We start from the raw sequence: 26,946 nt of genomic DNA on the forward strand, positions 1-26,946 counted from the left end.
GTGGTGGCTACCAGAAAGTCGAAAAAGTTTACATTTCACCACTTTGTTTTTCAGGTTTTTGGGCAGCCCAGGGAGTGTCTTTTCAAACGACTCGCTTGAGGCCTTCGGCGGAGAATCGATGTACCTGTTCGGCCCTTTGGGGACGTCCCAAAAAATATCCTTGGGCAATGTCGCAGCCCATTTCTTTGAGTAAATCCAGGATTGCCTGATTTTCCACCCCTTCTGCCACGACTTCTAGGCCGAGGCTATGGGCTAAATTAATCGTCGAGCGGACAATCACCAGGCTTTGTTCATTAGTGAGCATATCCACCACAAAGGATTGGTCAATTTTTAGGGCATGTACCGGAAACCGCTGGAGATAACTCAGGGAAGAATACCCGGTACCAAAGTCATCAATGGATAAATGCACCCCTAGATTAGCGAAGCATTGCAATAGCTCTAGGGCATAGCGTGGATCGCTCATGAGGGTGGTTTCGGTAATTTCGAGTTCAACTTGCCCAGGGATGATGTCATATTGCTGGAGTAGGGATTCAAAGGTGGTGAGACAGTTTGGGTCTAACAGGCTACGGGCCGATAGATTAAGGGCGATCGCCAAATCCAGACCTTGGTTCTGCCAGATTTTTTTTTGCTGAAAGGCTTCTTCCCAAATCCAGTAGGTCAGCGCGTGGATCGCATCGCTTTGTTCGGCGAGGGGGACAAATTCAGCGGGGGGAATCAGCCCAAACGTCGGGTGATGCCAACGGGCCAAAGCCTCTACGCCGATGAGCTTTTTTTGCCGGAGATCAAACTTCGGTTGATAGCACAAAAAGAATTGTTGGCGGGCACTCGGTTTCCCCAGGCTAGACAAAATGGCGAGGCGACGCGGGGTGTAGTGGTCAATATCTTCGTGATAAATCTCATAGGTCGTGCGTTTTTGTTTCGCCGCATACATCGCGACTTCGGCACTGCGGAGGGCGGCATGGCTGTCTGTACCGTGGTTGGGGAACATCGCAATCCCCAGGCTCGCCGTAATATGAATCACATTGCCCGCCGTGACAAAGGGTTGTTGGATCGCCGCTTGTAAAATATCCGCTAGTTCCACCGCATGCTGACAAGCTTCTTCCCATTCACTGTGCATCATCGGACAGGCAACCGCGAATTCGTCTCCCCCCAAACGACAGACGATCCCCTGGTAGGGACTGAGGGCCGAGAGCAAGCGCAGGGCAATTTGTTGTAAGAAGGTATTACCGAGCTTATGGCCTAGGGTGTCATTGAGATCCTTGAAGCGGTCTAGGTCAATGAGCATCACAATGATTAATTCGTACCCCAAGGACGGCGCATTTAACCATTCCTGAATCGTGTCATGGAATAAATTGCGATTGCCGATGGTGGTCAAACTATCGTAGCGGGCTTGGTAGCGCAGTTCTTTGAAATGGTGCGCATTGGCGATCGCCAAAGAAATCGATTGACCCAGGGCGCGGAGGGTATCAACTTCATAGGAAGCTAGGGTTTTATCCTCCTCGAATAGCATCAATAGCAAGCCAAACTGTTGTTCATGGAAAACCAGCGGAATCGTCAACACCTTCGCTGCATTACCCAGGGCAATACTTTGGGGACTGAGATCATCACAAAAACAAGCCAACTCCGCAGCGTCTAAAATTTGTAACGTTTTGTCCTGCAAAGCATGGCGAAAGAGACGATGGGTTGTTGTCAGTTGATTGAGAGCAACGCGCCTTTCCGACGAAAAACCCGCATGGCTCTGCAACTTAAGTAAGCCATCTTCAAAGGTTGTGCCTTCTAACAAATAAAAACCGATACAGGTTTCCGCATAATGTTGATGTAGGGTTGCAGTGGTTTCCCGGGCGATATCTTCAATTTCTAAGGAGCCATGTAAACGCTGGGTGAGGGCATGGGCCAAGGTCAAGAAGCAATTGTGCATCTGCAAAGACCGCTGGGAGCGCCGCAGTTCCGCTTCAACCTGCTTAAGGGCAGAAATATCAACTGCAATGCCCGTAAACCCCGAAGCATTTTGATCGAGATCAAGCTCGACCCGAGACGCAAAGCCATATAGCCTCAAGGTGTTGCCCTGTTTTGTCCGGACACGAAATTCCCCTTCCGCATAGCCTTGACTAAACACTTGCAGTAACTGTTGCTGCACAAAATCTTGATCTTCGGGCACAACTGTATCGATCGCCTTCAGACAGGACATATCTGTATCACTAAACCCAAGCACTTCTTGATAGAAACGGTTCCAACGGATAAAATTTCCCGCACCATCACAGACAAATAAGGCTCCTTGGAGGCTATTAAATAATCCTTGCAGAATATTGCGTTCAGATTCTAAGGCTTCACTGGTCTGTCTGTAGGCAGAGGCCCGCCGCTGGAATGCGCTTAAAGTTGGTAACCACCGCACCAGTCCAACGCTCACAAAGATCAACCCAAAACCGTCACCAATGAATCGCTCACCAAACTGCCATACCATTGCTAAGGATTGCCACTGGGCGCCGAGGTATTGGGAGACCTGAAAAAAAGATAACCAACGTCCTAAAGCTAACAGGATGCAACCAACGATAATGTAGCGATAGTCCCGTTGCCGAATCGCGATTTTCTGATCATGTTTGACTAGGACATAGACAATGCCCGTTAACATCAAAGCGGCACATAGGGCAGCAAAGGACTGGTACATAGATATGGCTAGAGATGTAAGAAATGGTGTGCAGAAAAAAGTTGCAATCTACATATATTTTATCGGTGACAAACTCCCCAGATGATAGAAATAATCCTTTACAGGTTAACGGAATTTCACTGAACCTATTTCTGAATTTTGGGCCATTTTCCTAGGGTTCAAGCAGGTGCCGAGGCATAACAATCAAAGTTGTGCCCTCTCGACGTAGAACATAAACGGTCTGGTGGGGCTCAATGGTGACGGTTTCGTCGGCGCAGCGGGCTCGCCAGGAGTTACCTTCGTACAAAACGCGGCCAGCTTCACCGGGGGCGATCGCCGTTAGGGTTTCTGCATCGGCGGCATCACTGAGGGTACGAATAGAAGTTTTTGGTGTAAAAAAACGACGGGAACTCACAATGGCGATGGTGGAAAACAGCAGCCACAGAAAAATTTGTATATTTGGATTTAGGCTCGGAATGAGATACACAACGATGGCCACCGCCACGGCCCCAAGCCCCAACATAAATTCCATGAAGGCGGTGGGAAAAATAAACTCTAGGGAGCAAAGCACCGCGCCAATAATTAGCCAGATCATTAAAGGATTGAGCATTCACCGAGACCCTAATACTGGGATTTTTCGCCATATAATTTCGATCAGGGATGGCCTCCGTTGGTCAGCACCATCGACCGCTGACTTCATCATAGCTTGACTACTGGGCCTGGGCTGTTTGTGCGCTGTACTGTTTTATAAAGTTTATGTCTATTACTCTTCCTTATCTCCGAGCATCGGGTTCCTTGGCGTTAACCTTTCAGGCAGCGGATCTCGTCGGCGATCGCTACTGGGTGGTAGCGCCGCAAATTTGGCAAGACACCAAGCCCGAAGCCCCCCCGGACTGTGCAGACCCCAATGACCTAGCCCAACGCTATGGCAAGCTATACCTCCGTCAACTACACCTACCCCGAATTTACGACATCCTGTCCCTACCGGAGGGGGAAATTTTACTCCTCGACAATATCCCGATCAATGGCCAAGGGGAACTGCTGCCCGCCCTCGGATCGTTATGGGGAAAAGCTTCTCCCCTGCAACAGTTAAATTGGCTGTGGCAAATGCTCGATCTCTGGGAAGATCTCGCGGCCGTTACCATGGGCACCAGTCTTTTACCGTTAGAAAATATCCGGGTCGATGGTTGGCGGCTCCGACTGATGGAATTGTTAGCAGATCCCCCTGGTGAACCCGTCACTTTGGCGGCCCTGGCAACCCCCTGGCGATCGCTCCTGGCCGAAAGCACGCCGCCAGCCCAAGCAATTCTGACGGAACTAATTGAAAGTTTCAGCGAACCGGATGCTGATCTAGAGATTATTTTGCCCCGGTTAAATCAGCTCCTTTTAGAGCAGTCTAGCCAGCAACATCTGCAAATGGCGATCGCCAGTGCCACCGCCCAGGGAGAACTTCCCACGAGCAACCAAGATGCCCACTACCCCACGACCCAGGATTTAGCGGCTCCCCCTACAGCGACCCTGGCGTTGAGCGATCATTTATTAATGGTGTGCGACGGGGTGGAAGGCCATGGCCAGGGGGAAGTGGCGAGTCAATTGGCGATTCAATCCCTCAAGTTGCAACTGACGGGTTTTTTCCAAGGGCTATTTGATACCAATGAAGTGGTTTCCCCGGAAGTCATTGAACAACAATTGGCGGCCTACATTCGCATTACGAATAATCTGATCGCCGAACGTAACGATCAAGAAGGACGCACGGGGGGCGATCGCATGGCCACCACCTTGACCCTCGCCCTCCAGGTACCCCAAAGACCTCAAGCCGACGAACTCCAGGATCGCCACAGCCATGAACTTTACATTGCCCAGGTAGGAGACAGCCGGGCCTATTGGCTCACAAAAGATCAATGCGTTTGTCTAACCGTAGATGATGATGTGGTCAGTCGAGAAGTCCAGGCGGGCCGGGCTATTTATCGTCAAGGGTTACAGCGTCCTGATCACATGGCCCTCACCCAAGCCCTTGGGATCAAAGCAGGCGATCGCCTCCATCCTGCGATTCGTCGTTTTGTGTTCGCTGAAGATGGGGTTTTGGTGGTGTGTTCCGATGGCCTGAGTGACCATGAATTTTTAGAATCCCAGTGGCAGACCTTTGCCCCGGTGATTATCCAAGGTCATTTGCCTCCAGGGGCGATGCTCCAGAGCTTGATCGACCAGGCGATCGCCAAAAATCCTGGGGATAATATTACGGCGGCGATCGCTTTCTACCGTTTCACAACGGATACCTTCACCCAGGCCCCAGAAGTTGAAATGGCTCCCTCCCCTGAAGACTTTGAGCCAGAATTTGTCCCCCCGGATCTGGCCCTAGACACGACCCTTGAAGCAGAATTAGAGTCGGAACCAGAAGCGGAAAATAGTCTGTCCCAATTCACCCTGATTCTGGTGAGCTTAGTGGCAATTCTTGTGATGTTAGTTTTGGCGGCCTTCGGCTTGAACTGGCTGTTAAACCGTGAACCTGGGCCGACGCAACCGGGTGATCCGAATTTTGAAACCCCTACAAGCGGAGAGTAGTACGCAGGAAATAAGCAATTTTTTCGGCACTTTCTGGCATCCCTAAAGCGGCGACATTGGCGGCGATCGCCTCCCGTTTCCCTGGTGCTTCCAATAGACCCAAGACCATCGCTGTGAGGGATTCGGGAGTTAATTCAGCTTGGGGCGCTAACAGTGCGGCTTCATGTTTCGCAAAAACCTGGGCATTGAGGGTTTGGTGGTCCTCGGCGGCATAGGGATAGGGAATAAGAATAGCGGGCGTTTTGGTAATAGTTAACTCCGTCAGGGCGCTGGCACCAGAGCGACTAATCACCACATCGGCCCGTTGCAGGAGGGGAGCAATATCTTCAACAAAGGGCAAGGTGAGATAGTTCTCGGCTTGGAACTGCCCCACGTCAGGGTCATTTTTCCCGGTGATGTGGACGATAAAGGCCCCGGCTTCGAGCCAGCGGCTTGCACATTGACGCACCAATTGATTAATCCCCACGGCCCCCTGGGAGCCTCCCATCGCCAAAATCAAAGGGCGATCGCCCGGAATATCCAGATCTAGGGGTTGGGGCGTGAGAAACTCTGAGCGGACGGGGGTACCGAGATGAATGGTTTTCGCCTTGGGTAAATATTGGGCCGACTCCTGAAAGCCCACAATGACAGCAGTGGCATATTGCCCCAACAGGCGGGTCACTTTACCGGGGAGGACATTCGACTCATGGAGAACCACCGGGATGCGCCGCAGTCGCGCCGCCAGGATTGCCGGGGCCGCAATGTATCCCCCGGTGGTAAACACCAGATCAATGTGGCGATCGCCCAAAATTTTGTAGGTTTGAAAGATAGATGCCAGCAACTGCAATCCATTTAGGAGCTTTTGGAGGGGGTTGCCCTGGAGTCCTTTTGCCGTGACCGCATGGCGGCGATATTGATCCGGCACCAAGTCCGTTTCGAGGCGATCGCGGACTCCCAACCACTCAATCTCACAGTCCGTTAATTTTTCTGCCACCGCCAGGGCCGGAAAGAGATGTCCCCCGGTGCCGCTGGCCGCCATCAAGATTCGGGTCACTGCCTTTGCCACAATTTCAGTCGTTTTTCGTCTCAGGTTCTAGAATAGATTACACGTTCTGATCAACTGATGGGAACTTGTCCGCTTGAAGGAGTGATAAAAAATTTATGGGCTACTGGCAATCTTGGCAACGGTTTTTTGGCGTGGCGATCGCCACGGGAGTTTTAACCCTGGGATTTGGTCTACGCAGCGAGGCTCGCACTCCGGCCACCGCCCCAGCCTCCCTCACGGATCTTTTGGTAGACATTGACCAAACCGCCAATGATCAACAACTAGAGCAACTCTTGAATTTCTACGGTGACAATTTCACCCATAGCGATGGACTCACTAAAACTGACCTTCAGGATCTGTTAACGCAACTGTGGGAAGAATATCCCCGCCTGAGCTACAACACCAAGCTCCTTAATTGGGAACAAACAGGCGATCGCCTCGTGGCCGAAACCGAAACCCAAGTGCGGGGCCTCAAGAAACAAGCAGGCCGCTGGGTTCATTACGAAAGTACAATTCGTTCCCAACAGACATTCCAAGGGGACAAACTGATTAGCCAAGATATTCTGTCTGAAGCTTCAACCCTCACCAGTGGCGATAACCCCCCGGCTCTGAAAGTCCTGATCCCAGAAACCGTCGCCCCAGCCGCTGATTTTGGCTTTGATGTGATTGTGCAGGATCCCTTAGGGGAAGAAATTTTATTGGGTGGTGCCCTCGAAGAGCCGATCACCAGCAGCACCTATACCAATCCTGAGGCTTTTGACTTAGATATTCTCCCTGCTGGCGGTATTTTTAAACGGGTAGAAGCCCCCACCGAAACGGGTGACATGTGGTACTCAGCCCTGGTGGTTCGCAGTGATGGCATGGTGCTCACCACCCACCGGGTCAAGGTTGAGGCAGCGCCCCTCCAGGCCAACGGTCTATAGTTTATCGGGCTAATATTCAATCTCAACTAACGCTAAAACCGCTCCATGTTCAACTTTTTGGGACGCTAATGGGGCGGTTTTTGATCTTTGCTTGGGTCTGGGTCGGCAGGTAAGGCATCATCGGGGTGGCTTTGTTTCATAAAGTAATAGCCCACCGTGAGGGAGAGAATAATCGCGGCGATGCCAAATAAACTCACGCTATCGGTAGTTTTGATGTCTAGGATGATCACCTTCCGGGCAATCGCAATAATAGCGACGGATAAAACCACCTCAAAATGGGGACGTCCTTTCGACAAGTAGGTGTTGATAATGCTCTCTAGGAGTTCGATGCCGATGATGATCAGCATAAAGAGACTAAAGACCTCTAGCAATTGGTCCGCGTTTAACAGCAGTATCGGGGGAGCGGCGATACTTTGGAACAGGAACCAGCCAAAATCCAGGGTTGCTAAGCCAATGGCGATCGCCATCATCGCCAGCAGAACTTGAATCATTAATTTTTCGTAGCGTTTAAAAAGCTTGAGCATTGAGTCCCTAGGGCTAGAGTGGTGTTCTGGTACAGAATGGTTCCCAGGGAAATATTGTAGTATGCGGCCTTCCTAGGAAAAATAAGCCAGGGTGACGCCAGCCCCTCCTTCCTTTTGCTCGGCGAGTTCGTATCGCTGAATTTGGGGATGGTATTTCAAAAACTCATGGACGCCTTCCCGGAGCTTGCCGGTACCTTTACCGTGGATGATCCAAATGACCTGGGATCCCGCAGCGGTGGCAGTGGCGATCGCCTGTTCGAGACTACTTTCTGCTTGGTGCATCCGTTGCCCCCGGATATCGATGGTATTGCGTGTGGTGCGCACCGTCACGGTTTCGGGGGTTTTGGCTTTGGGGGGCGCTTGTTTTTTCGGAGGTTTTTGCTTGGGTTCTGCTTCGACTTTTTGGCCCTGGAGTGATTCAATTTCCGTCCAATCGAGGGACATTTTCATCACCCCAAACCGGGCAACGAGGGTTTTATTTTCAGGATCCAGTTCAATGACCTCGGCAGTTTGTCCCAGTTTAGAAATGCGGATTTTTTCCCCCAGTTGCGGTTGGTAACCCGGTTTTTTTCGTTTGGGTTGACTCATTTTGCTGGCGGCAATGCCTCCCAGGGCTTCGGTGGCGGCCTGGGCTTTTTGGGCGGTGGGCTGACCCTTTTGCAGGGTACGGATCACCTGGGCGATTTCGGATTTGGCTTCGGCGATCGCCGCTTGCACCTGTTGGTCTTGGGCCAGTTTGAGTTCTGCTTCCCGGCGTTGGAGATCGGCGGCCTTACTGGAGACTTCCGTATAAAAACGTTCGGTCTGTTTCAGGAGGGCTTCGGCTTCCTTTGCTTTTTGTTCCTGTTCCCGCCGCTGGGCTTCGAGGGCGGCAATCACTTCGTTCACGTTGGTATTGGTATTTCCCAACAAATCCTGGGCTGTTTCGACAATCTCTGCATCTAAACCTAAACGCTGGGCGATCGCCAGGGCATTGGAACGCCCTGGAATCCCCCAGAGCAACTTGTAGGTGGGCCGCAGGGAATATTCATCAAATTCGACCGAGGCATTTTCAAAGCGCTCATCCTCGTACTTCAGGGCCTTTAGTTCTCCGTAATGGGTGGTGGCCACCGTGAGCTGGGTCTGGTCTGCTAAATATTTCAACAGGGCGATCGCCAGGGCGCTGCCTTCGGTGGGATCGGTGCCGGCCCCCACTTCATCGAGGAGCACAAGATTATTTTGATTATCCTGGTCTAAAGCTTCGATAATCCGACCCACACGGCGGATATGTCCGGAAAAGGTTGATAAACTCTGCTGGAGAGATTGTTCATCGCCAATATCGGCTAAGACCTGGTCAAACCAAGGAATTTCTACCGGGGCGATCGCCGGGATAAACAAACCCACTTTCGCCATGAGCGCAGCCATTCCCATGGTCTTCAGGGTGACGGTTTTACCGCCGGTATTGGGGCCTGTGATTGCCACAACGCGGATTTCTGGGCGGATTTGCACATTAATCGGTATCACTTCCAGGCTTGCTTCTTGTTTCTCTTGCCACACCAGCAGAGGATGGCGCAACTGGCGCAGTACCGTCGGTTGATCTGGGGCAATGAATTTGGGCGGGTGTCCATCGAGCCAAAGGCTATAGCGGGCGCGGGTCATGGCTAGATCGAGGGTGGTGGCGATCGCCAAGAGTTTTTCGAGATCCTCGACCACCTCAGCTACTTTTTCAGTGAGTTGCCGCAGCACAATTTCAATTTCTCGCTCCTCTTGTTTGACGGCCTGACGGAGACGATTGCCCAACTCCACAATTCCTTTAGGTTCGATATAAAAGGTCGAGCCAGTGCTAGAAATGTCGTGGACGATGCCAGGAATCTGTTCTTTTTGTCCTGCTTTAACGGGCAACACAAAGCGATCGCCCCGTTGGGTAATCACCGCTTCTTGGATCGAACCACTGTGCCGCTGCATGATCCGCTGCAGGGTTTGGTAAATCTGCTCCCTGGCCCCTTTGATTTTGACGCGAATTCCTTCGAGCTTCGGGCTAGCTCGGTCTGTAACATCCCCCCGGTCATCGATGCAATGGTGAATGTCTTGTTCTAATTCTGGGTAGGTGCGTACCTGTTCTACTAGGCGCGTCAATTGGGGGAGTTCTAATTCGGCATTTTCCACCAAGCGCCGCAAACGACGCACTCCAGCTAAGGTGGTGGCAATGAGCAATAGATCTTTCCCTGCGATCAGCCCGGTCGGCAGCTTCTTCCGTGGTCGCTTGCTGCTGGGCAAACCAAGTGTGGAACTGCTGTTTAAGGGAATCAACAAAAAGAGGCGCCATGGCATTGTTGGGGAAAAGCTGCGGGGCGATCGCCTGCCACTTCCCGGAGAAAGGATCGTGATCAAGCCCACTTGCTTACAATTTGTCCGCCATTCTAGGGGATATTTGCGGGGTAGCCGACTTTTTCATCAAGACTGCGGCGTTTTATCCCATGATCCCCTAGGCGATCGCCACTACCCAGTTTCTGAAATTAATATCTTTGTCGTCTTTAAGAAATATAGAAAAAAACCCTGATCTTCGGCGTCATTCGTTATCACAGAAGATAGAATCCGAGGTCATCCCATGGGATCTCAGCGCCGCTTTCTCAAATTTTTCTTATTAGCTTGCCTCACTTGTTTTTTGACAATTACAAGCCTATCCGGCTGCAACCCAATCCTCCAGATCAGCCAGGTCACAAACCAAGTCACCCCTTTTCCCACCGTTGCCGCCCTCCCCTTACCGGAACGACCCGACTGGATCACAGAAATTAGCCCCACCGGAGATGCCGCCGACCTCGCTCAAATTCGGATTCTGTTTAAACATCCCCTGATCCCCGTTGAACGCATCGATACCCCCAAACAAGAAGATATTCTCAAGCAAATTCAAATTATTCCGCCGATTTCAGGGCAATTTCGCTTCTTAACACCGAAAATGATTGGTTTTCAAGCAGATCAGCCCCTCCCCAAAGCCACCCGTTTCCAAGTCACCTTAAAGGCTGGCCTCCAAGACTTAGAAAATCACCAACTTGCCCAAGACCTGGCCTGGACATTTCAGACAACCCAAATTCGCCTCAGTAATTTACCCGGTGTGGTCGGCACTTTACCTGAAGAGGCAGAACCCCTGGGCCTAGAAGAAGAAAGCACGATCACTAGCAACACCCAACTCGATCTCGATTCCCTGAAGCAACACACCGTTTTTGTGAGCGGTCAAAGCAGAGTGAAAGCGGTTGTGACGCCTCAAACGCCTCCAGAAGATCCCATTGCAGACGGTCAATTCGATCCCGAAAAAACCTGGCAATACATTGTTAAACCCCGTCAACCTTTACAGAAAGCAAGTCAATACACCCTAGAATTTCAACCCGGCATCGCCCCTGACCAAGGTAATCTACCCACGGAAAAAAGTTTTCGCTCTGTCTTTAAAACCTATGCACCACTGCAATATGAAAAAATCGCTTTCTACGGACAGCCCGACGCGGGGGGAGCCTATGGCAGATTTGAAAAAGGGAGTGCGCAACTGGTTTTTAATAATGGTTTGGATGCCGATTCTGCCGTGGAAAATATTAGCCTCAGTCCGAAACCGGAGGGGGATGATCTCGCCATTCGCACCTATCCCGGTAGCCGTTCGGTGGATCTGAATCCGTGGGTATTGAAACCGAATACCGATTACACCATTACCATCAGCAAAAATCTTAAGGATCAATACGGACAAACCCTCGGCAAGGATCAAACCCTTACCTATAACCCCGGTGATGTGGCGGCGGATATTTGGGCGCAACGGGATCTCAATATTTTTCCGGCGGGGACGGATTTAAATCTTGATATTGAAACAATTAATTTACCAGAAGGAAAATTTCAGGCGGGTTATCGGGTCGTCCAACCGACGGATTTGGTTTACGCGGACACTGCTTATCCGCAAAGTAACAGCACTGATTTAGTGCCGCCAGAAAGCAATTGGGAAACCATTACGGTTAAACAACCGAAAAATCAGTTGGTGAAAACGCCGATTCCGATTCAGGAAAAATTGAAAGGGAATACGGGTTTACTCGCCTACGGGATTACGGCAAAAACGAACACCTACAAGGATCAGAATAATCAAACCCAATGGCGATCGCCGCAATATTATGGCTTGGTGCAGCTCACGAATTTAGGGGTGTTTGCCCAGTGGTTTCCGGAGTCGGGGATTGTGCGGGTACATCATCTGGATACGGGGGAAGCGGTGCGTAATGCCAGGGTGGAAATTTATCAGTCGCAGTTAGACAAGAAAACAAAGGGCAATCCCACCGCTTGTTTTACGGGACAGACCGATGGGGGTGGCAATGTGGTGGTGACGGGGCGCGGTTGGCGCAGTTGTTTGCGGGGTCAGGATTACGCGCCGAAATTACTCGTGATTGCCCGCGAAAACTCAGATTGGGCATTTACGCGCACCGATGAATATAGCGGTTCCTATGGTTACGGGATTTATGCCGATTGGGATAATGGGGAAAGCCAAGCGCGGGGCACAATTTTTAGCGATCGCCAACTCTATCAACCGGGCGAGAAAGCCTATTTTACGGGGGTTGCCTATTATTTGAAAAATGGGAAATTGCGGCAGGATATCAACCAAAATTACAAGGTAATCCTGAGTAATCCTGAGGGGAAAGAGACGACGTTAGGGACGTTTCAGACGAATCGTTATGGCACATTTACCGCAGAATGGGATGTGCCCAAAACGCAGGATTTAGGCAATTACTACCTCCGCGCCGAAGCGTCGAATGGGGTGAATATTTACGGGGATTTTCGGGTCGCTGAATTCCGTCCGCCCAATTTCAAAGTGGATCTCAAGCTGGATCAAAAATTTGCCACGCTGGGCGATCGCCTCACTGCCACCACCCAGAGCGATTATTTGTTTGGTGCGCCCGTGAGCAACAGCAAAGTGAATTATTACGTCACCCGCAGTCGCGGTTATTTCCAGCCAGAGGGGTGGGACGAATTCCAGTTTGGGCGGCAGTGGCACTGGTCGGAAACGGAGCCGTCCATCAGTAGCGATGTGTTGCAAACAGAAAAAACCCTCAACGATGCGGGGAAAAGTTCCCAAACTATTGACGTGGCGCGGGATCTGCCCTATCCGGTGACCTATCGCGTGGAAACGGAAGTGACCGATGCAGCAAATCTATCCGTGTCCAATACCCAAACCTTTACCGCGTTGCCCGGCGATCGCCTGATTGGGATTAACCATGATTTTGTTGCCGATGCTGAGAAACCCTTTAAAACCCAAGTGATTGTCACCAGCCCCGACGGCAAAGCGATGGAAGGGCAAACGGTCAAATTAGAACTCCAAAAAGTCAATTACAGCGAAGTGGCCCAAATTATTGAGGGATCTCAAGTCAAACGCCCGCAGGTGGAATACGAGGCGATCGCCAGCCAAAGCATTAAATCTGCCGCCAAACCCCAAACCGTTGAACTGACTGCCCCCGAAAGCGGTTCCTATCGCCTCCATGCCACGATCAACGGGCAACCCGCTGCCGCTGCCACCGATAGTTTTATTTGGGTCAGTGGTGCCGGTTGGTTCGATTGGGGCGATCGCTTTGACAATAACCGCGTCGAAGTGACCCTCGACAAAGACGAATACAAAATTGGCGACACCGCAACCGCATTGATTCAATCCCCCTATCCCGAAGCAGAACTGTATTTTTCCGTGATTCGCCACGGCGTGCTGTATGAAACCCAGCAAACCGTTACTGGAGCCGCCCCCCAAGTGCAATTTACCGTGACACCGGAGATGTTGCCCAATGCTGCCATCGAAGCCGTTTTAATTCACAAAGGGGAATCCATCGAAGCCGCCCGCAAAAATGGTGTGGATAAGCTGATGAAAATTGGCTTTGACGATTTCCGCACCAGCCTCGCCGAAAAAAAATTAACGGTCGAAATTCAGCCGCAACAGGATCAGGTGATGCCCGGTAACAAACAAACCTTAAATCTGCAACTCAAGGATCAAACCGATCAACCCGTAGCCGGACAATTGACGGTGATGGTGGTCAATGAAGCGATTTTGCAATTGACGGGCTATCGTCCCCCCGATCTGCTGGATGAAATTTATCGCGACCAACCGATCACCACCCGCTGGGCAGATAATCGCCCCGATGTGACCATTGCGCCCATCAGTTCGACGGAACAAAAAGGTTGGGGCTATGACGGGGGGGCTTCCTCTGCGTTAGCCAATACCCGCACTCGCACTGATTTCAAGGCGATCGCCTTTTATGATGGTTCCGTTTTAACGGACAGCAACGGTCAAGCGGCAGTCTCCTTTACCCTGCCCGATGACCTGACCACATGGCGCGTCTTAGTTGTTGCGACGGATGATCAAATGCGCTTTGGGAATGGCGACGCAACCTTTATCGCCACCCAACCCCTATTAACCAATCCTGTGTTACCTCAATTTGCGCGGGTAGGCGATCGCCTTGAGGGGGGCATAATGGTGACGAATACGACGGGTGCCAAAGGTCGTTTAAACATCGAAGCTCAAGTACAAGGGGTGATGGAATTTGCCCAAGGCAATAAACAACGGCAAAGTCAAACCGCCGAAATTGGCAATAATACTGAGGTGTACCGTTTCCCGATGGTCGCCAACGCCGCTGGCACTGCCACCTTTAAATTTACAACCCAGAAAAATGGGGTCGCCGATGCCTTTGAAATGCCCCTCGAAGTCAAACAGTTAAGCGTTCAAGAACAGGCGATCGCCACGGGGATTTTGACCGAGGCTGAAGTGAAGATTCCCCTGAACATTGATCGGCAAGTCGTTCCCAACCAAGGCGGCTTAACGGTCACCGTTGCCAGTACCCTGATCCCAGAGTTAACGGCTCCTGCCCACGATACCTTTAACGACGATGATTTCCCATTCCTCGAACCCACCGCCAGCCAGTTGCTCATCGCCGCGAATTTAGAAATCCTCAAACAGCGGTATGGTCAAGCTTTCGAGAATTTTGACAGCCAAGCTGAAGCGAGCCAATCCCTCACCCATCTCACCCAATTGCAACTTGCCAGTGGCGGATTTGCGACCTTCCCCGGAGACGACACCCCCGATCCCTACGTCACTCCCTACGCCGCCGAGGCGATCGCCCTTGCCCAGCAAGCCGGATTATCCGTTGATGAAAATTTGGTGAATAAACTGAAAACCTATCTTGATCAAACCCTTGCCAATCCCGCCCAATTTAGCGAATGCAGCAGCACTGATTGTAAAAATACCGTCCGCCTCGAAACCCTCTTAGCCCTCGATCAATTTGGGGATGTGCGCGGCGATTTTGCGGCGACTCTGTATGATGCCCGCGCAGACTTTGATACCGTCGGCAAAATTAAATTAGCCCGCCACCTGTCCCAACTGCTCGATTGGCAAATCCAAGCCCAAGACCTCGCCGCAGAGGTGAAAGAACTAGTCTACGAAACCGGACGCACCGCCCAGATTAACTTGCCCCAACGCTGGTTCTGGTATCACTCCAACACCACCGCCCAGTCCCAAGCCCTCCGGCTTTTTGTGGACATTGAGCAAACCCCCGCCACCCTCAGCCAAGTTTTACAAGGGTTGCTCGATCAACGGCGCGATGGCACCTGGCGTAATAGTTATGACAACGCCCAAGCCCTCACCGCACTAACCGCTTATAGCGAAACCGAAGCCACGCCGCCCAGTTTTACCACCACCGTCAAACTCGATCGCCAACAATTGGGTGAATTTAACTTCCAAGGCTACGAAAACCCCAGTGCCACCGTTGATGTGCCGATGCAGGATCTCCCCAAAGGCAATAGAGATCTGATCATTCAAAAAGATGGCGACGGCAAACTCCATTACCTGAGCGAATTTCACTATCGCCTCCCCGGCAGCCAACCCGGCAAACTAAACGGACTGCGGGTCACCCGTTACATTCGTCCCGCCAACCAAACCGAAGTCGTCCGCCAATATGGACTGTACGACCTCAAAGAACCCTTTAGCGTCGAAGCCGGACAGGTCTTTGACGTTGGTTTAGAAGTGATTACCGATCATCCCGTAGATCATGTGTTGATTAGTGATCCCCTGCCCGCCGGCTTTGAAGCAATTGACAGTGATTTTCAAACCGCTACTACCTATTACCAACCCCAACAGGACGCCTGGCAACTCAGCTACCAAAAAATCTATAAAGATAAAGTCGTTGCCTATGGCGATCGCCTAAATGCGGGGGTTTACAATTTGCATTATTTGGTGCGTGCGATCACCCCCGGCAGTTTCGATTACCCTGGGGCAGAGGTTTCGTTGCAATACAACCCCGAAACCTTTGGCAGAAGCACCTCTTCAATATTGCAGGTGAATTAGGCTGGAAAAATCCGCAGGCGGCGGTTGGGTTCCTCCCCAAAGCTGGAAGATTGTAAACGGTAATGTTCGATTAGTTCGTGCTGCATTTTGCGAATTTTGGCCGAACGGGGCAACAGTTCCACCGGTTGACCCTGGGGAATGACTATCTGCTCCACCGCTAAACGGGCTTCTTCGAGGGCATCGATTTCATCGTCACTGTTGCTCTGGGCAAATAACCGTAAATCCGTCGGTTCTTGGTTTTGGGGATCATCTAAATTCAAAATGCGCCGCAAACCCCGTGTGATTTGGGGGATTGTATTAGACTTCACCGCATGGATCGGCACATGGCAAGTTTGGGCGATTTGACGCAATTTAGAATGATTTTTCAACTGCGATCGCAGGGCTAAAACCGCATCGGCCCCTTCGAGGTCTTTAGTGAGTTCGATGGGCAGCCGCAAAATTTCGATCACCTGCTCTAGCTGCGATCGCCCGACGCCGTAGGGATAGACATAAACCGGATAATCTTCGCCGTTGGGGCCAGGCACCCGAACTTTTTCCTGCTGTTGCGGATCGCGGGCAATCCAGGACTGATCAATGAGGGGCTCAAGGGCGTTGCTTCTAGGGGAAACTAATTTTTTTTTCTGGCTACCGAAGGGGAGAGGGGCCATTTTTCCAGAAGCCCGTAATCCCCTCGGCCGACTAGGTTCCGGGGCCATGGGTGTTTGGGGGTTCCAGTTGGGAATTTCAACGGGATGCTCCATTTCTTCGGAGATCTTCACATTGCCCTGATCATCGACGGTGCGCACTTCCAATAGCGGTTGGTGGCCCCGCAAGAGGGTATCAATGGTGATCGACACATCACTATGAACAACCCAGCGTTGCCGTTCCAGCATTTCTACGGCCACATCAAAGGTTGGGGGCGCTTTTCGTTCAAGGACAGTTTTTTGCGATCGCCGTTTACGGGCTTCCTCATCTCCGAGGGTTACCGCTTGAATACCCCCGACGAGATCCGAGAGGGTGGGGTTTTTAATTAGGTTTTCGATGCGATTGCCGTGGGCCGTCCCAACGAGTTGTACCCCCCGCTCCGCAATAGTTCTGGCGGCCTGGGCTTCGAGTTCGGTGCCAATTTCATCGATGATAATCACTTCGGGCATATGGTTTTCCACCGCCTCGATCATCACCTTATGTTGCAGTTCCGGGGTGGCCACCTGCATCCGGCGGGCGCGACCAATGGCGGAATGGGGAATATCACCGTCCCCGGCAATTTCGTTGGAGGTATCAATAATCACGACCCGTTTGCCAAAATCATCGGCCAAGACCCGCGCAATTTCCCGCAGGGCTGTGGTTTTACCGACCCCAGGCCGTCCCAAGAGCAGAATAGACTTTCCACTTTCCACTAGCTCCTGAATCATCAAAATCGTGCCAAAAACGGCACGACCGATGCGGCAGGTTAAACCGACAATGTCTCCCTGGCGGTTGCGCATGGCACTGATCCGGTGCAGGGTGCGTTCAATGCCTGCCCGGTTGTCGCCACTAAACATCCCCACCCGCTCTACGGAATATTGCAAATCTTCGCGGCTAATGGGGCGATCGCCCAGGTCTTCGGTACTGCTTTCAAAGCGAGCTTCGGGGATGCGACCGAGATCCATCACTACTTCGATGAGGGCATTTTTATCGGGGTGGTCGGCGAGGCGATCGCGGATCGAATCGGGCAAAATCGTCAGCAATTTTTCGAGATCGTCCGTTACGAGGCGACGGTGGGCCGGAAAAGTCGGGGATTGGGGTGCGGTCATAGACTCAGGCTTGGGTTTAACGAAGATTTTAATGGATTTATCAACTGGGTGGCGTGGGCGATCGCCGACCAAAACCGTTCGGGATCGCTTTCGAGGGGTTGCGGGTTCATTTCAGCACCATTTTCTAAAATTGGCTGGAGGATTTTTCGGGCATAACCGCCAAAGGCAATTCCAGCAATAAACGGCGTTTGACCGTCATTCAGCAGGCCGAGCCGTTGCAGCTTTTCAATGGTGTGATTATTCGTGCCACCCGCCAGTTGCACATACCCCGGTAAATCGCTCTGGAGAACCTTTTGGGCAAACTGAATGCTGGCATGGATCGTTCCTTTGCCGATGTCGCCACTCATGGGACGTCCATCGGTCTGCCAGAGGAGGAGGCAGTCGAGGGGTTGAATTTCGGTGAGCAGTCGCCGCAAATAGGGCAAAACGTCAGGATGATCCTGGCAACTGATCGCCAACAGCTTCAAATGATGATGAACCGGTTTGAGGGTCTGCCAAAGCCGTTGAAAATCGGCAAAATGGCCCACTTGGGTATGGATTTCCACCGCATCGATCGCCATGGTCGTGATCATCTCGGCAGCACTTTGAGGACTAGACAGATAATTTTTCGCTTCAATCAGACCCAGGGGACAAATGGGCAGACAGCGACCACAGCCATAACAGCGATCGCCAATTACGCCCTTGTGATCAATCGCTAACGCCGGACAAACCGTTTCGCAGGGGCGTGGACAATCGGCGGGACAACAGCTCGGATCAAAAAAAGCCTTACGAAAATGGGGATCTTCGGCATCATTGAGGCTGATCATCAACCAGGGTTTCCCCTGCCATTGGGAAAATTTTGCTGAATTTTGACAGGCGATCGCCTCGGCTTGGACTAGGGCTTCTTGGGCCATGGTCACCACCGCCGGATCCGCTGCCACATCAATACAATCGGCGCCCACTAAGCTGTAAACAAGGGTCAAATCACGGATGGCGGGGAGATGCTGAAAACTGGCACCACAGATGAGTTTAAACCAGTGGCCAGCAGCGAGGGATTGGGCAGGAAAAGAATGGTGCTTCACCCCTTTATCGTAACGCTCTCATTTTCCCTTTGGAAAGTCTTGCTCAAGCGGCAGAGATGTAAAAAACCGTAAGGGCGATCGCCTTTCTTTCTGACCGCTGACCCACAATAGAAAGAATACCCCCTGAGCTTTGTGGATATGTTGCAACACGACGTCATTATTGTTGGTGGTGGTTTAGCCGGCTGCCGCGCTGCCCTTGAGATTAAAAAAAAGAATCCTAACTTTGATGTGGGACTCGTCGCAAAAACCCATCCGATCCGCTCCCATTCCGTTGCCGCTCAGGGGGGGATTGCCGCCAGCTTAAAAAATGTTGACCCAGAAGATAATTGGGAAGCCCACGCCTTCGATACGGTCAAAGGTTCCGATTACCTCGCCGATCAAGATGCCGTCGAAATCTTAGCGAAAGAAGCCCCGGACGTGATTATCGAGTTGGAACATTTAGGGGTTTTGTTTTCTCGCCTAGAGGATGGTCGCATTGCCCAGCGCGCCTTTGGGGGCCACTCCCATAAACGGACTTGCTACGCCGCCGATAAAACGGGCCACGCCATTTTGCACGAACTGGTGAATAATTTGCGGCGCAGTGGGGTCACAATCTACGACGAATGGTACGTGATGAACCTGATTTTTGAGGAGAATCAGGCGAAGGGCATCGTCATGTACCACATCGAAACAGGGCACCTAGAAATTGTTCAAGCAAAGGCGGTGATGTTTGCGACGGGGGGTTATGGCCGGGTGTTTAATACCACTTCTAATGATTTCGCCTCCACGGGGGATGGTCTGGCGATGACGGCGGCGGTGGGTTTACCCCTGGAAGATATGGAATTTGTGCAGTTTCATCCGACCGGACTTTTTCCCGTCGGTGTTTTGATTTCTGAGGCGGTGCGGGGAGAAGGAGCTTACCTAAGAAATAGTGAAGGCGATCGCTTTATGGAAAAGTATGCACCGAAGCAGATGGAATTGGCCCCTAGGGATATTACCTCCCGGGCGATCACCCTAGAAATTCGGGCTGGACGGGGTATTCATCCCGATGGCAGTGCCGGGGGAAATTTTGTCCATCTCGATCTGACCCACATGGGCAAAGAAAAAATTATGGAGCGGGTGCCCTTTTGTTGGGAAGAAGCCCACCGTCTTGTCGGCGTTGATGCGATTCGTGAACCGATGCCTGTACGGCCTACGGCTCACTATTCCATGGGCGGCATTCCCGTTAATACCGATGGTCGGGTGCGGCGCAATGGCACGGAACTCACCGAAGGCTTTTTTGCGGCGGGGGAATGTGCCTGTGTCTCAGTTCATGGCGCGAATCGCCTGGGCAGTAATTCCCTCTTAGAGTGTGTGGTCTATGGCCAGCGGGTCGGTGGCAAGATTGCTGATTATCTTGGCGATCGCCCTTTCCCCGAGATTAACGAACAACAATATCTAGACGAAGCCAAAAATCGTATTGGTCAACTTTTAAATCAATCTGGAAATCTGCGCATCCATGACCTCAGGCAGCAGTTTCAAGACACCATGAGCGACCATTGCGGTGTCTTTAGAACTGAGGCAACCATGGCGGCAGGACTAGAACAAATTCAACACCTGAAAGACCAATACAACCATCTTTTTCTGGATGATAAAGATATCCATTGGAATACGGAACTCATTGAAGCCCTAGAGTTGCAAAGCATTTTAAAAGTTGGGGAAGCCATTCTCACTTCTGCCTACCACCGCAAAGAAAGCCGGGGAGCGCACTCCAGGGAAGATTTCCCCACCAGAGATGATCAAACCTACTTAGCCCATACCCTGAGTTTTTGCAACGACGCAGGTGTGACGATTGAGTATATGCCTGTCGTCATCAACCGTTTTGAACCTAAAGAGCGCAAGTATTAAAGCCCTCAGCCTTTCTCAAGGATGGTGCTGTGAAAATTGCCAAAGGATACAGATTGAGGTTCCTTAAAAAGAAACCTACCACGTCAGGGGAAGCGTCACCGTTGCGGGACGTTGGCTGGCCGTCTCTAAATCCAAAGCTTGCTCGACCTGCTGATAAATTTGGGCTGCTTCTTCGGGGGAGTTGCCAATGCTAGTCAGCCCTAATTTACCAAATTCTGAAAGGGTGCCCATCAGGTGAAACACGCTCCCTGTTTTGGTGCTGCTGTCGAAATGAAGACCATGGGCGGCGATGATATCCATCAAATCACTGGGCAGGAGGCCTTGGTATTGGGGTTTCTGGAGATTGTCGGAGGCAATGTAATATTTTTTCTGGTGTTGGGGCGTGAAAAATGACCCTGTGGCGCAGTCATAAAAGCCGTTGGTTAACAGTTGCAATGTCATCAACGGATGGGTGGTGCCCCCTTTGCGGAGGTTGATTTCAATGGCCTGGAGATCCCAACTGTGATCAGGATTTTCGGTGGCGATGAAATCGACGCCATAGCGCTCCATTGCCCCTTTTTCGGCGAGGATTTTACCGACTTTTAGGCCCAATTCCTGTAACTGTAGGCGATATTCGCTGGCGGCGGGGAAATGGCATCCCAAGTAAATTTGGCCATCTTTTCCCCCTAGGATTTGGTCGTGGGTCGAGAGAATTTGTACTTCGCCACTGGGTGTGATTAACCCCTGGACACTGGGCGATCGCTTTATTTCTCCTTCCACAAAGGCTTCGGCGATCGCCCCTAATTCGGGAATGCGCGAGGCAAAATTATCCCAGGTTTCGCCGCTGGCCTGGAAACTGAGCTTGGGCAAAGCAGCGGCAATCTGCTCACAACGTTCCGTAAAACTGGCACCTGGAGACTGAGCAGGCAAATTCAACACCGCATTCCCTTCCCCCGAAAACCCCTCGTTTAGCTTAATCACGATCCGTTTGAGGTGGGGTTGCCGCTCCCACAGTTGCGCCGTGACCTGGATCAATTCCGGTACCGTTTTCACTAAAGCACTGCCATCGGGAAACGGAACGCCCGCCGTTTGAAAGATCTCACGACTGCCACTTTTTGAACCCCAATAGTTCAGGCTGGGGCTAGCGGCAAAGAGGGGAATTTGTAGTTTTTCCGATAGCTCCTGTTCTAGGGGCGTTGAGTTATAACACACCATGTAAGACTGGTTCGGACGCAGGGCGCGGCGAATTCTTTCCACCAGGCGGGGCCGCTCCAAAATCTTTTGGGTTAAAGGCTTGTAGGAGTTGTCATAGGTGGTCACCAACAACAGGCGATCGCGGGCGTGGGAAAACGGAATCCCCGATAGAAGCTGGAGATAATAATCAATAATTAAGGGAGCCAGGGGTTGGGCGGTGACATAAATCAGGCGCGTATGGGGATTGCGTAGGCGAATCAGCGAGAACAGTAACCGCTCCTCATAATGCAAAAATCCAGGCACCTTTTGGCCGACCCGCTGATCCACACTAAAAGAAGGCACCACTAAAATATCCTGATCGTCCGCCTCAAAATCAGCAGAATCTTGCCAACGTTGGCGCAGTTGCTGTTGTAATGCCGCAAAGGTCTGGAAAGAAGGATTATTCACCGTTTTTTGCCCAGATCGAACTCATAGGATCGTTTTTGACTACCCTACGTCTGATCTTAAATTTTTCCGTCCAGCTTACAAAAAAGCTAAACAACACTTAAACCAAGCATTGCCCGCAGGGTGAAGTAGAGAAACGCAAAGAGACCCACCAAAAGCCCAATCGTTGCGGTGGCAGTCGCTTTATTTTTAAAAAATAACGGCTTCAGCCATTCAAACACGCTGATGAAAATCCCTAGGATCAAACTGATCATGTAACGGGGATAGCGGAGGACATTCTCAAAAAACTCTTGCATAGCACCGGAGGGGGAATTATAGATTTAATTTTATCGGTTTAAACAGGGAAGATTTTATGGCTTCAAATTGTAGCATTCCCCTCTGCGTTCCCAGTTTTCCCCTGCCAAGGTAGGCTTGGTAAGATTAATTCATTTTTTATTCCCTTAGCCCTTAGCTTCACCCTCACCATGGACACCCTTCAACTCGTTCTCAATGGTTTGTCGGTCGGGAGTATCCTGGCCCTTGCTGCCGTGGGACTGACCCTGACCTACGGGATTCTGCGCTTATCCAACTTTGCCCATGGGGATTACATGACATTAGGCGCCTACATTACCTGGTTAAGTAATTCCCTGGGGTTAAATATTTGGCTCTCGATGGTGGTAGGGGCGTTTGGCACCATTGGCGGGATGCTCGTGGCAGAAAAATTGCTCTGGCAGCCGATGCGGGATAAGCGGGCGACACCGACAACCTTGATCATTATCTCTATTGGTTTGGCACTATTTATCCGTAGTGCTGTGCTGTTTATTTGGGGGAGTGGCAATCAACAATACGATCTCCCGGTAGTGCGGGCCATTAACTTAACCGACCTTGTGGGACTCCCGGAAACGGTGCCAGATTTGCGCATTGCCTACTATCGGGTCGTGGTGATGGTGCTGACGGTCTTGGTAATTTTAGGGCTGCATTTCATCCTGCAAAACAGCAAGATTGGCAAGGCCATGCGGGCGGTGGCAGACAATATTGACCTGGCACGGGTGTCTGGCATTGATGTGGAACGGGTGGTGCTCTGGACTTGGATTATTACAGGGACTTTAACGGCGATCGCCGGCAGTATGTATGGGCTGATCACCACGGTGCGACCGAATATGGGCTGGTTTTTGATTTTGCCGATGTTTGCCTCGGTGATCCTGGGGGGCATTGGTAATCCCTACGGGGCGATCGCCGGTGCTTTTGTGATTGGCATCGCCCAGGAACTCAGTGTCTCTTGGCTTGGCCCAGACTACAAGCTGGGGGTCGCGCTGTTCATTATGGTGGTCTTATTGTTGGTGCGGCCCCAGGGTCTCTTTAAGGGCACCATGTAAAAGCATTTCAAGGTTCATACCGATGAATCCTGTTCTAAAATTGCTCTTGTTAACTGATATGTTGAGAAAACACGAGCTCCATGGGTAATCGAAAGGCATTGGTAACGGGGATCACTGGACAAGATGGTTCCTATTTAGCGGAACTACTCCTCGACAAGGGTTATGAAGTCCATGGCATCATTCGCCGTGCTTCTACCTTTAATACCGACCGCATTGATCATCTCTATGTCGATCCCCATACCCCCGATGCTCGGTTTTTTCTCCATTATGGGGATCTCACCGATGGCACATCCCTGGGCAAATTAATCGAAAAAATTCAACCCCATGAAGTTTACAATCTGGGCGCCCAATCCCATGTGCGGGTGAGCTTTGATTCACCGGAATATACCGTAGACACCGTGGCGATGGGCACGCTGCGCATCCTAGAAGCCATTCGGGACTACCAGGAGCGGACGGGCAATGAGGTGCGTTTCTACCAGGCGGGCTCCTCGGAAATGTTTGGCCTCGTGCAAGAGGTGCCCCAGAAGGAAACAACTCCCTTTTATCCCCGCAGTCCCTATGCCTGTGCCAAAGTCTATGGCTACTGGCAAACGGTAAACTACCGCGAATCCTATGATCTATTCGCTTGCAATGGCATTTTGTTTAACCATGAAGGGCCGCGCCGGGGGGAAACCTTCGTGACTCGGAAAATCACCAGGGCGATCGCCAGAATTATCGCCGGACAGCAGGACAAACTTTACCTCGGCAACCTCGACTCCAAACGGGACTGGGGTTATGCCAAAGACTATGTCCGGGCAATGTGGTTAATGTTGCAGCAGGACAAACCCGACGATTATGTCATTGCCACAGGGGAAACCTATTCCGTCCGCCAATTTTTAGAAACGGCCTTCGCTTACGTTAATTTAAACTGGGCAGATTATGTGGCCTTTGACCGCCGCTATCTCCGCCCTGCTGAGGTGGACTTGCTCATTGGCGATCCCACGAAGGCTAAAAAACAACTGAACTGGGAGCCGAGCATTGATTTTCCGACCCTTGTCGGGATCATGGTCGAAGCAGATCTTGCCATTCTGGGTTTACCCCCCCAAAATCCAGCGATGGGCAAACTTTATGAAGCAGATCAAGCCTATATCCGCCAAGCAACCGGAAGTCGCGTTGATTAGTGGGTGTGCCCGTCCTCTGGTTCATCTAAATGCTCTGAGGCATCACGATAGAGATTGAGAATGTGGTGATCCTTGAGGCGATAAATCACATTTCGTCCTTCCTTGCGATAGCTTACTAAACGCGCTGTGCGCAGGGTTCTTAGTTGGTGAGAGACGGCAGATTCACTCATCTCTACGGCGGCGGCAAGTTCCCCCACTCGCATCTCTCCGGTGGCCAGGGCCGAAAGAATACGCCAGCGGTTGGCATCTCCTAAGACACCAAAAAATTCAGCCATCCGTTGGGCCTTGGCTTGGTTCAAAATCTTGCCACTGTGGTCTGTCATAGTTCGTTAATTTAAAAAATACCTGAGTAGTTGTTCATGTGTTAATCTAAAAGTGTGAACAATTGTTCAGCTATTTAAGAAAATACCTTGGAGGTTTAAACTATGGTAACTGTGACCCAAATGAAGTGTGCCTGTGAATCTTGCCTTTGCATTGTGGATCTCAATAACGCTATCCAAAAAGCAGGCAAGAGCTATTGCAGCCAAGCCTGCGCCGACGGTCATCCGGCAGGGAGTGAGGGCTGTGGCCACGAGGGCTGTACTTGTCACCAGTAGGAAACTTGATCAAACCCATAGTCTAAAGAAATACCTGTCGCGCAAGATGGGGATTTTTTGTAAAAGGCTGACTTCTCTTAAAGTTACTCTAGGGCAGTTTGGGCGCTTTCTCGGTTGATCAAAGCGTCTTCGTAGTCTGGATCAATGGCGAGGGCTTGGTCATAGCTGGCGATCGCCTCAGCATAGCGCCCCAGTGCTTCTAGGGAAATACCGTGATTATTCCAAGCTTCGGCGTCGTTAGGATTTAAGGCTAGCAGAGCATCATAGCTGAGAATGGCTTCTTCATGACGATCCAAATCAGCAAGAGCAAGTCCCTTATTGAATAAAGCATCTTCATGGCTAGGGTCAATAGTGAGAGCCTGATTATAACTATTGAGTTCTTCTTCGTATTGTTCGATTTCACCTAACGCGACGCCATGATTATTCCAGATGTAGGCATAGTTGGGGTCAATGGTTAGTGCTTGCTCATAGCTAGCAATAGCTTCTTCGTAACGACCCAACCCTTCAAGAGAGACACCACGGTTATTCCACGCATCAATATCTCCTGGATTGAGGGCGATCGCCTGATCGTAGCTGCCAATAGCTGCTTCATGGCGATCCAGTTTACCGAAGATAACTCCCTGGTTATACCAAGCATCCGCATCTTCTGGATCCAAAACCAAAACTTGCTCATAACCAACGAGGGCCTCTTCGTAGCGCTCTAACTCTTCAAAAGCAAGACTTTGGTTAAACCAGGCATCGGCATCTTCTGGATTCAGAGCAAGGGCCTGGTCATAGCTGGCGATTTCTTCCTCATAACGATTCAGTTCCCCTAGAGCAATGCCTCGGTTATACCAAATATCAGCATCTTCCGGATTCAGGGCGAGGGCCTGGTCATAGCTGGCGATTTCTTCCTCATAGCGACCCAGTTTCCCTAGAGCAATACCTCGGTTGTACCAAGCACCAACATCTTCAGGATCAAGGGCAAGGGCCTGGTCATAGCTAGCAATTTCTTCTTCATAATGACCTAATTCTCCTAAAGCGATGCCTCGGTTATACCAGGCATTGACATACCTTGGATCACGGGCAAGGGCTTGGTCATAGCTAGCAATTTCTTCTTCATAACGACCTAGTTTACCGAAAGCAACTCCCCGGTTGTACCAAACTATGTGGTTGTTTTGATCTGTATCAAGGGCGATCGCCTGATCATAGCTAGCTAATTCTTCTTCATAACGCTCTAAAGCCCCTAGGGCAATGCCCCGCCAGATCCAAAGTTCTGCATCGTTCGCATTCAAAATTAAAGCAGCATCGTAGGCGGCGAGGGCCAGTTCGTATTGCCCTTGGTCATAATATTCATTGCCTTGAAATACCAGTTCATCCACTGAATCGGCTGTGATACCAGCGCTTTGGGCTAATAAAAGACAGGGAGTGGCACCACAGGGGCGAGCTTGGGCGATCGCCGGCGTTAGCGTTCCTCCCAAAGCCAAGGCTAGACCCACACCACCCAACAGCCCAGAGAAAATACGCACCATGGGAAAACTCC

Annotated in this window: 19 protein-coding genes; 8 read left to right on the forward strand and 11 right to left on the reverse strand. The window is 51.2% G+C overall.

The features are described from left to right. Positions 1-82: 82 nt before the first annotated feature. Positions 83-2,665, reverse strand: coding sequence for an EAL domain-containing protein (locus AWQ21_RS11585; protein ID WP_065714664.1), 2,583 nt, complete (start codon positions 2,663-2,665; stop codon positions 83-85). Positions 2,666-2,816: 151 nt separating this feature from the next. After that, positions 2,817-3,254 carry an NfeD family protein gene (locus tag AWQ21_RS11590; protein ID WP_065714665.1) on the reverse strand — a complete coding sequence of 146 codons (438 nt, stop codon included), beginning with the start codon at positions 3,252-3,254 and terminating at the stop codon, positions 2,817-2,819. 146 nt (positions 3,255-3,400) lie between these two features. Between AWQ21_RS11590 and AWQ21_RS11595 the strand changes: the two genes are divergently transcribed. Next, positions 3,401-5,206, forward strand: a complete 1,806-nt coding sequence (locus AWQ21_RS11595; RefSeq protein ID WP_065714666.1) for a protein phosphatase 2C domain-containing protein — start codon at positions 3,401-3,403, stop codon at positions 5,204-5,206. Here AWQ21_RS11595 and murG read toward each other — a convergent pair. Then, a complete protein-coding gene (murG, locus tag AWQ21_RS11600; RefSeq protein WP_065714667.1) occupies positions 5,190-6,239 on the reverse strand; it encodes an undecaprenyldiphospho-muramoylpentapeptide beta-N-acetylglucosaminyltransferase in 1,050 nt (349 codons plus the stop codon). The genes AWQ21_RS11595 and murG overlap by 17 nt on opposite strands. A gap of 107 nt (positions 6,240-6,346) precedes the next feature. On the opposite strand from murG, the gene AWQ21_RS11605 reads away from it, so the two are divergent. After that, on the forward strand, positions 6,347-7,153 hold the full coding sequence (locus AWQ21_RS11605; RefSeq protein WP_065714668.1) for a hypothetical protein: 807 nt from the start codon (positions 6,347-6,349) through the stop codon (positions 7,151-7,153). 65 nt (positions 7,154-7,218) lie between these two features. On the opposite strand, the gene AWQ21_RS11610 is transcribed toward AWQ21_RS11605, so the two are convergent. Together AWQ21_RS11610 and AWQ21_RS11615 are read right to left on the reverse strand one after the other, a co-directional pair. Further along, positions 7,219-7,677, reverse strand: coding sequence for a phosphate-starvation-inducible PsiE family protein (locus AWQ21_RS11610; RefSeq protein ID WP_065714669.1), 459 nt, complete (start codon positions 7,675-7,677; stop codon positions 7,219-7,221). A 72-nt stretch (positions 7,678-7,749) separates the two neighbouring features. Next, the gene (locus AWQ21_RS11615) at positions 7,750-9,933 is read right to left on the reverse strand and encodes an endonuclease MutS2 (protein WP_315862188.1); all 2,184 of its coding nucleotides are present in this window, start codon (positions 9,931-9,933) and stop codon (positions 7,750-7,752) included. On the opposite strand from AWQ21_RS11615, the gene AWQ21_RS16260 reads away from it, so the two are divergent. Continuing rightward, entirely contained in the window at positions 9,863-10,216 is a 354-nt protein-coding gene (locus tag AWQ21_RS16260) for a hypothetical protein (RefSeq protein WP_198159736.1), read from the forward strand. The two genes, AWQ21_RS11615 and AWQ21_RS16260, sit on opposite strands and share 71 nt — an antisense overlap. Positions 10,217-10,264: 48 nt before the next feature. Continuing rightward, entirely contained in the window at positions 10,265-15,997 is a 5,733-nt protein-coding gene (locus AWQ21_RS11620) for an Ig-like domain-containing alpha-2-macroglobulin family protein (protein ID WP_065714670.1), read from the forward strand. Here AWQ21_RS11620 and AWQ21_RS11625 read toward each other — a convergent pair. Together AWQ21_RS11625 and ldpA are read right to left on the reverse strand one after the other, a co-directional pair. Further along, a complete protein-coding gene (locus AWQ21_RS11625) occupies positions 15,994-17,769 on the reverse strand; it encodes a R3H domain-containing nucleic acid-binding protein (protein WP_065714671.1) in 1,776 nt (591 codons plus the stop codon). The two genes, AWQ21_RS11620 and AWQ21_RS11625, sit on opposite strands and share 4 nt — an antisense overlap. After that, positions 17,766-18,830 (reverse strand): circadian clock protein LdpA, encoded by a 1,065-nt coding sequence (ldpA, locus tag AWQ21_RS11630; protein WP_065714672.1) that lies wholly within the window; start codon positions 18,828-18,830, stop codon positions 17,766-17,768. Before ldpA ends, AWQ21_RS11625 begins: the two co-directional genes overlap by 4 nt. A 138-nt stretch (positions 18,831-18,968) precedes the next feature. On the opposite strand from ldpA, the gene AWQ21_RS11635 reads away from it, so the two are divergent. Continuing rightward, positions 18,969-20,696 (forward strand): succinate dehydrogenase/fumarate reductase flavoprotein subunit, encoded by a 1,728-nt coding sequence (locus AWQ21_RS11635; protein ID WP_065714673.1) that lies wholly within the window; start codon positions 18,969-18,971, stop codon positions 20,694-20,696. Positions 20,697-20,771: 75 nt separating this feature from the next. On the opposite strand, the gene AWQ21_RS11640 is transcribed toward AWQ21_RS11635, so the two are convergent. Then, on the reverse strand, positions 20,772-22,316 hold the full coding sequence (locus AWQ21_RS11640; protein WP_065714674.1) for a peptide ligase PGM1-related protein: 1,545 nt from the start codon (positions 22,314-22,316) through the stop codon (positions 20,772-20,774). Between the two features lie 86 nt (positions 22,317-22,402). After that, positions 22,403-22,609 carry a DUF751 family protein gene (locus tag AWQ21_RS11645; RefSeq protein WP_012308162.1) on the reverse strand — a complete coding sequence of 69 codons (207 nt, stop codon included), beginning with the start codon at positions 22,607-22,609 and terminating at the stop codon, positions 22,403-22,405. 168 nt (positions 22,610-22,777) lie between these two features. Between AWQ21_RS11645 and AWQ21_RS11650 the strand changes: the two genes are divergently transcribed. Both AWQ21_RS11650 and gmd read left to right on the forward strand, forming a co-directional pair. Continuing rightward, positions 22,778-23,668 (forward strand): branched-chain amino acid ABC transporter permease, encoded by an 891-nt coding sequence (locus AWQ21_RS11650; RefSeq protein ID WP_065714675.1) that lies wholly within the window; start codon positions 22,778-22,780, stop codon positions 23,666-23,668. Between the two features lie 80 nt (positions 23,669-23,748). Further along, entirely contained in the window at positions 23,749-24,828 is a 1,080-nt protein-coding gene (gene gmd / locus AWQ21_RS11655) for a GDP-mannose 4,6-dehydratase (protein WP_065714676.1), read from the forward strand. Here the strand turns inward: gmd and AWQ21_RS11660 are convergent. Beyond that, positions 24,825-25,151, reverse strand: a complete 327-nt coding sequence (locus AWQ21_RS11660) for a helix-turn-helix transcriptional regulator (RefSeq protein WP_012308159.1) — start codon at positions 25,149-25,151, stop codon at positions 24,825-24,827. The two genes, gmd and AWQ21_RS11660, sit on opposite strands and share 4 nt — an antisense overlap. Before the next feature lie 102 nt (positions 25,152-25,253). On the opposite strand from AWQ21_RS11660, the gene AWQ21_RS15925 reads away from it, so the two are divergent. After that, complete coding sequence (locus AWQ21_RS15925) at positions 25,254-25,424, forward strand: metallothionein (RefSeq protein WP_071932287.1); 171 nt, start codon at positions 25,254-25,256, stop codon at positions 25,422-25,424. Positions 25,425-25,507: 83 nt separating this feature from the next. Here the strand turns inward: AWQ21_RS15925 and AWQ21_RS11665 are convergent, their stop codons facing one another. Beyond that, positions 25,508-26,935, reverse strand: a complete 1,428-nt coding sequence (locus tag AWQ21_RS11665; protein WP_157094754.1) for a tetratricopeptide repeat protein — start codon at positions 26,933-26,935, stop codon at positions 25,508-25,510. Between the last annotated feature and the right edge of the window lie 11 nt (positions 26,936-26,946).

Origin of the sequence: Picosynechococcus sp. PCC 7003, assembly GCF_001693255.1 — a bacterium.
Lineage (GTDB): Bacteria > Cyanobacteriota > Cyanobacteriia > Cyanobacteriales > MRBY01 > MRBY01.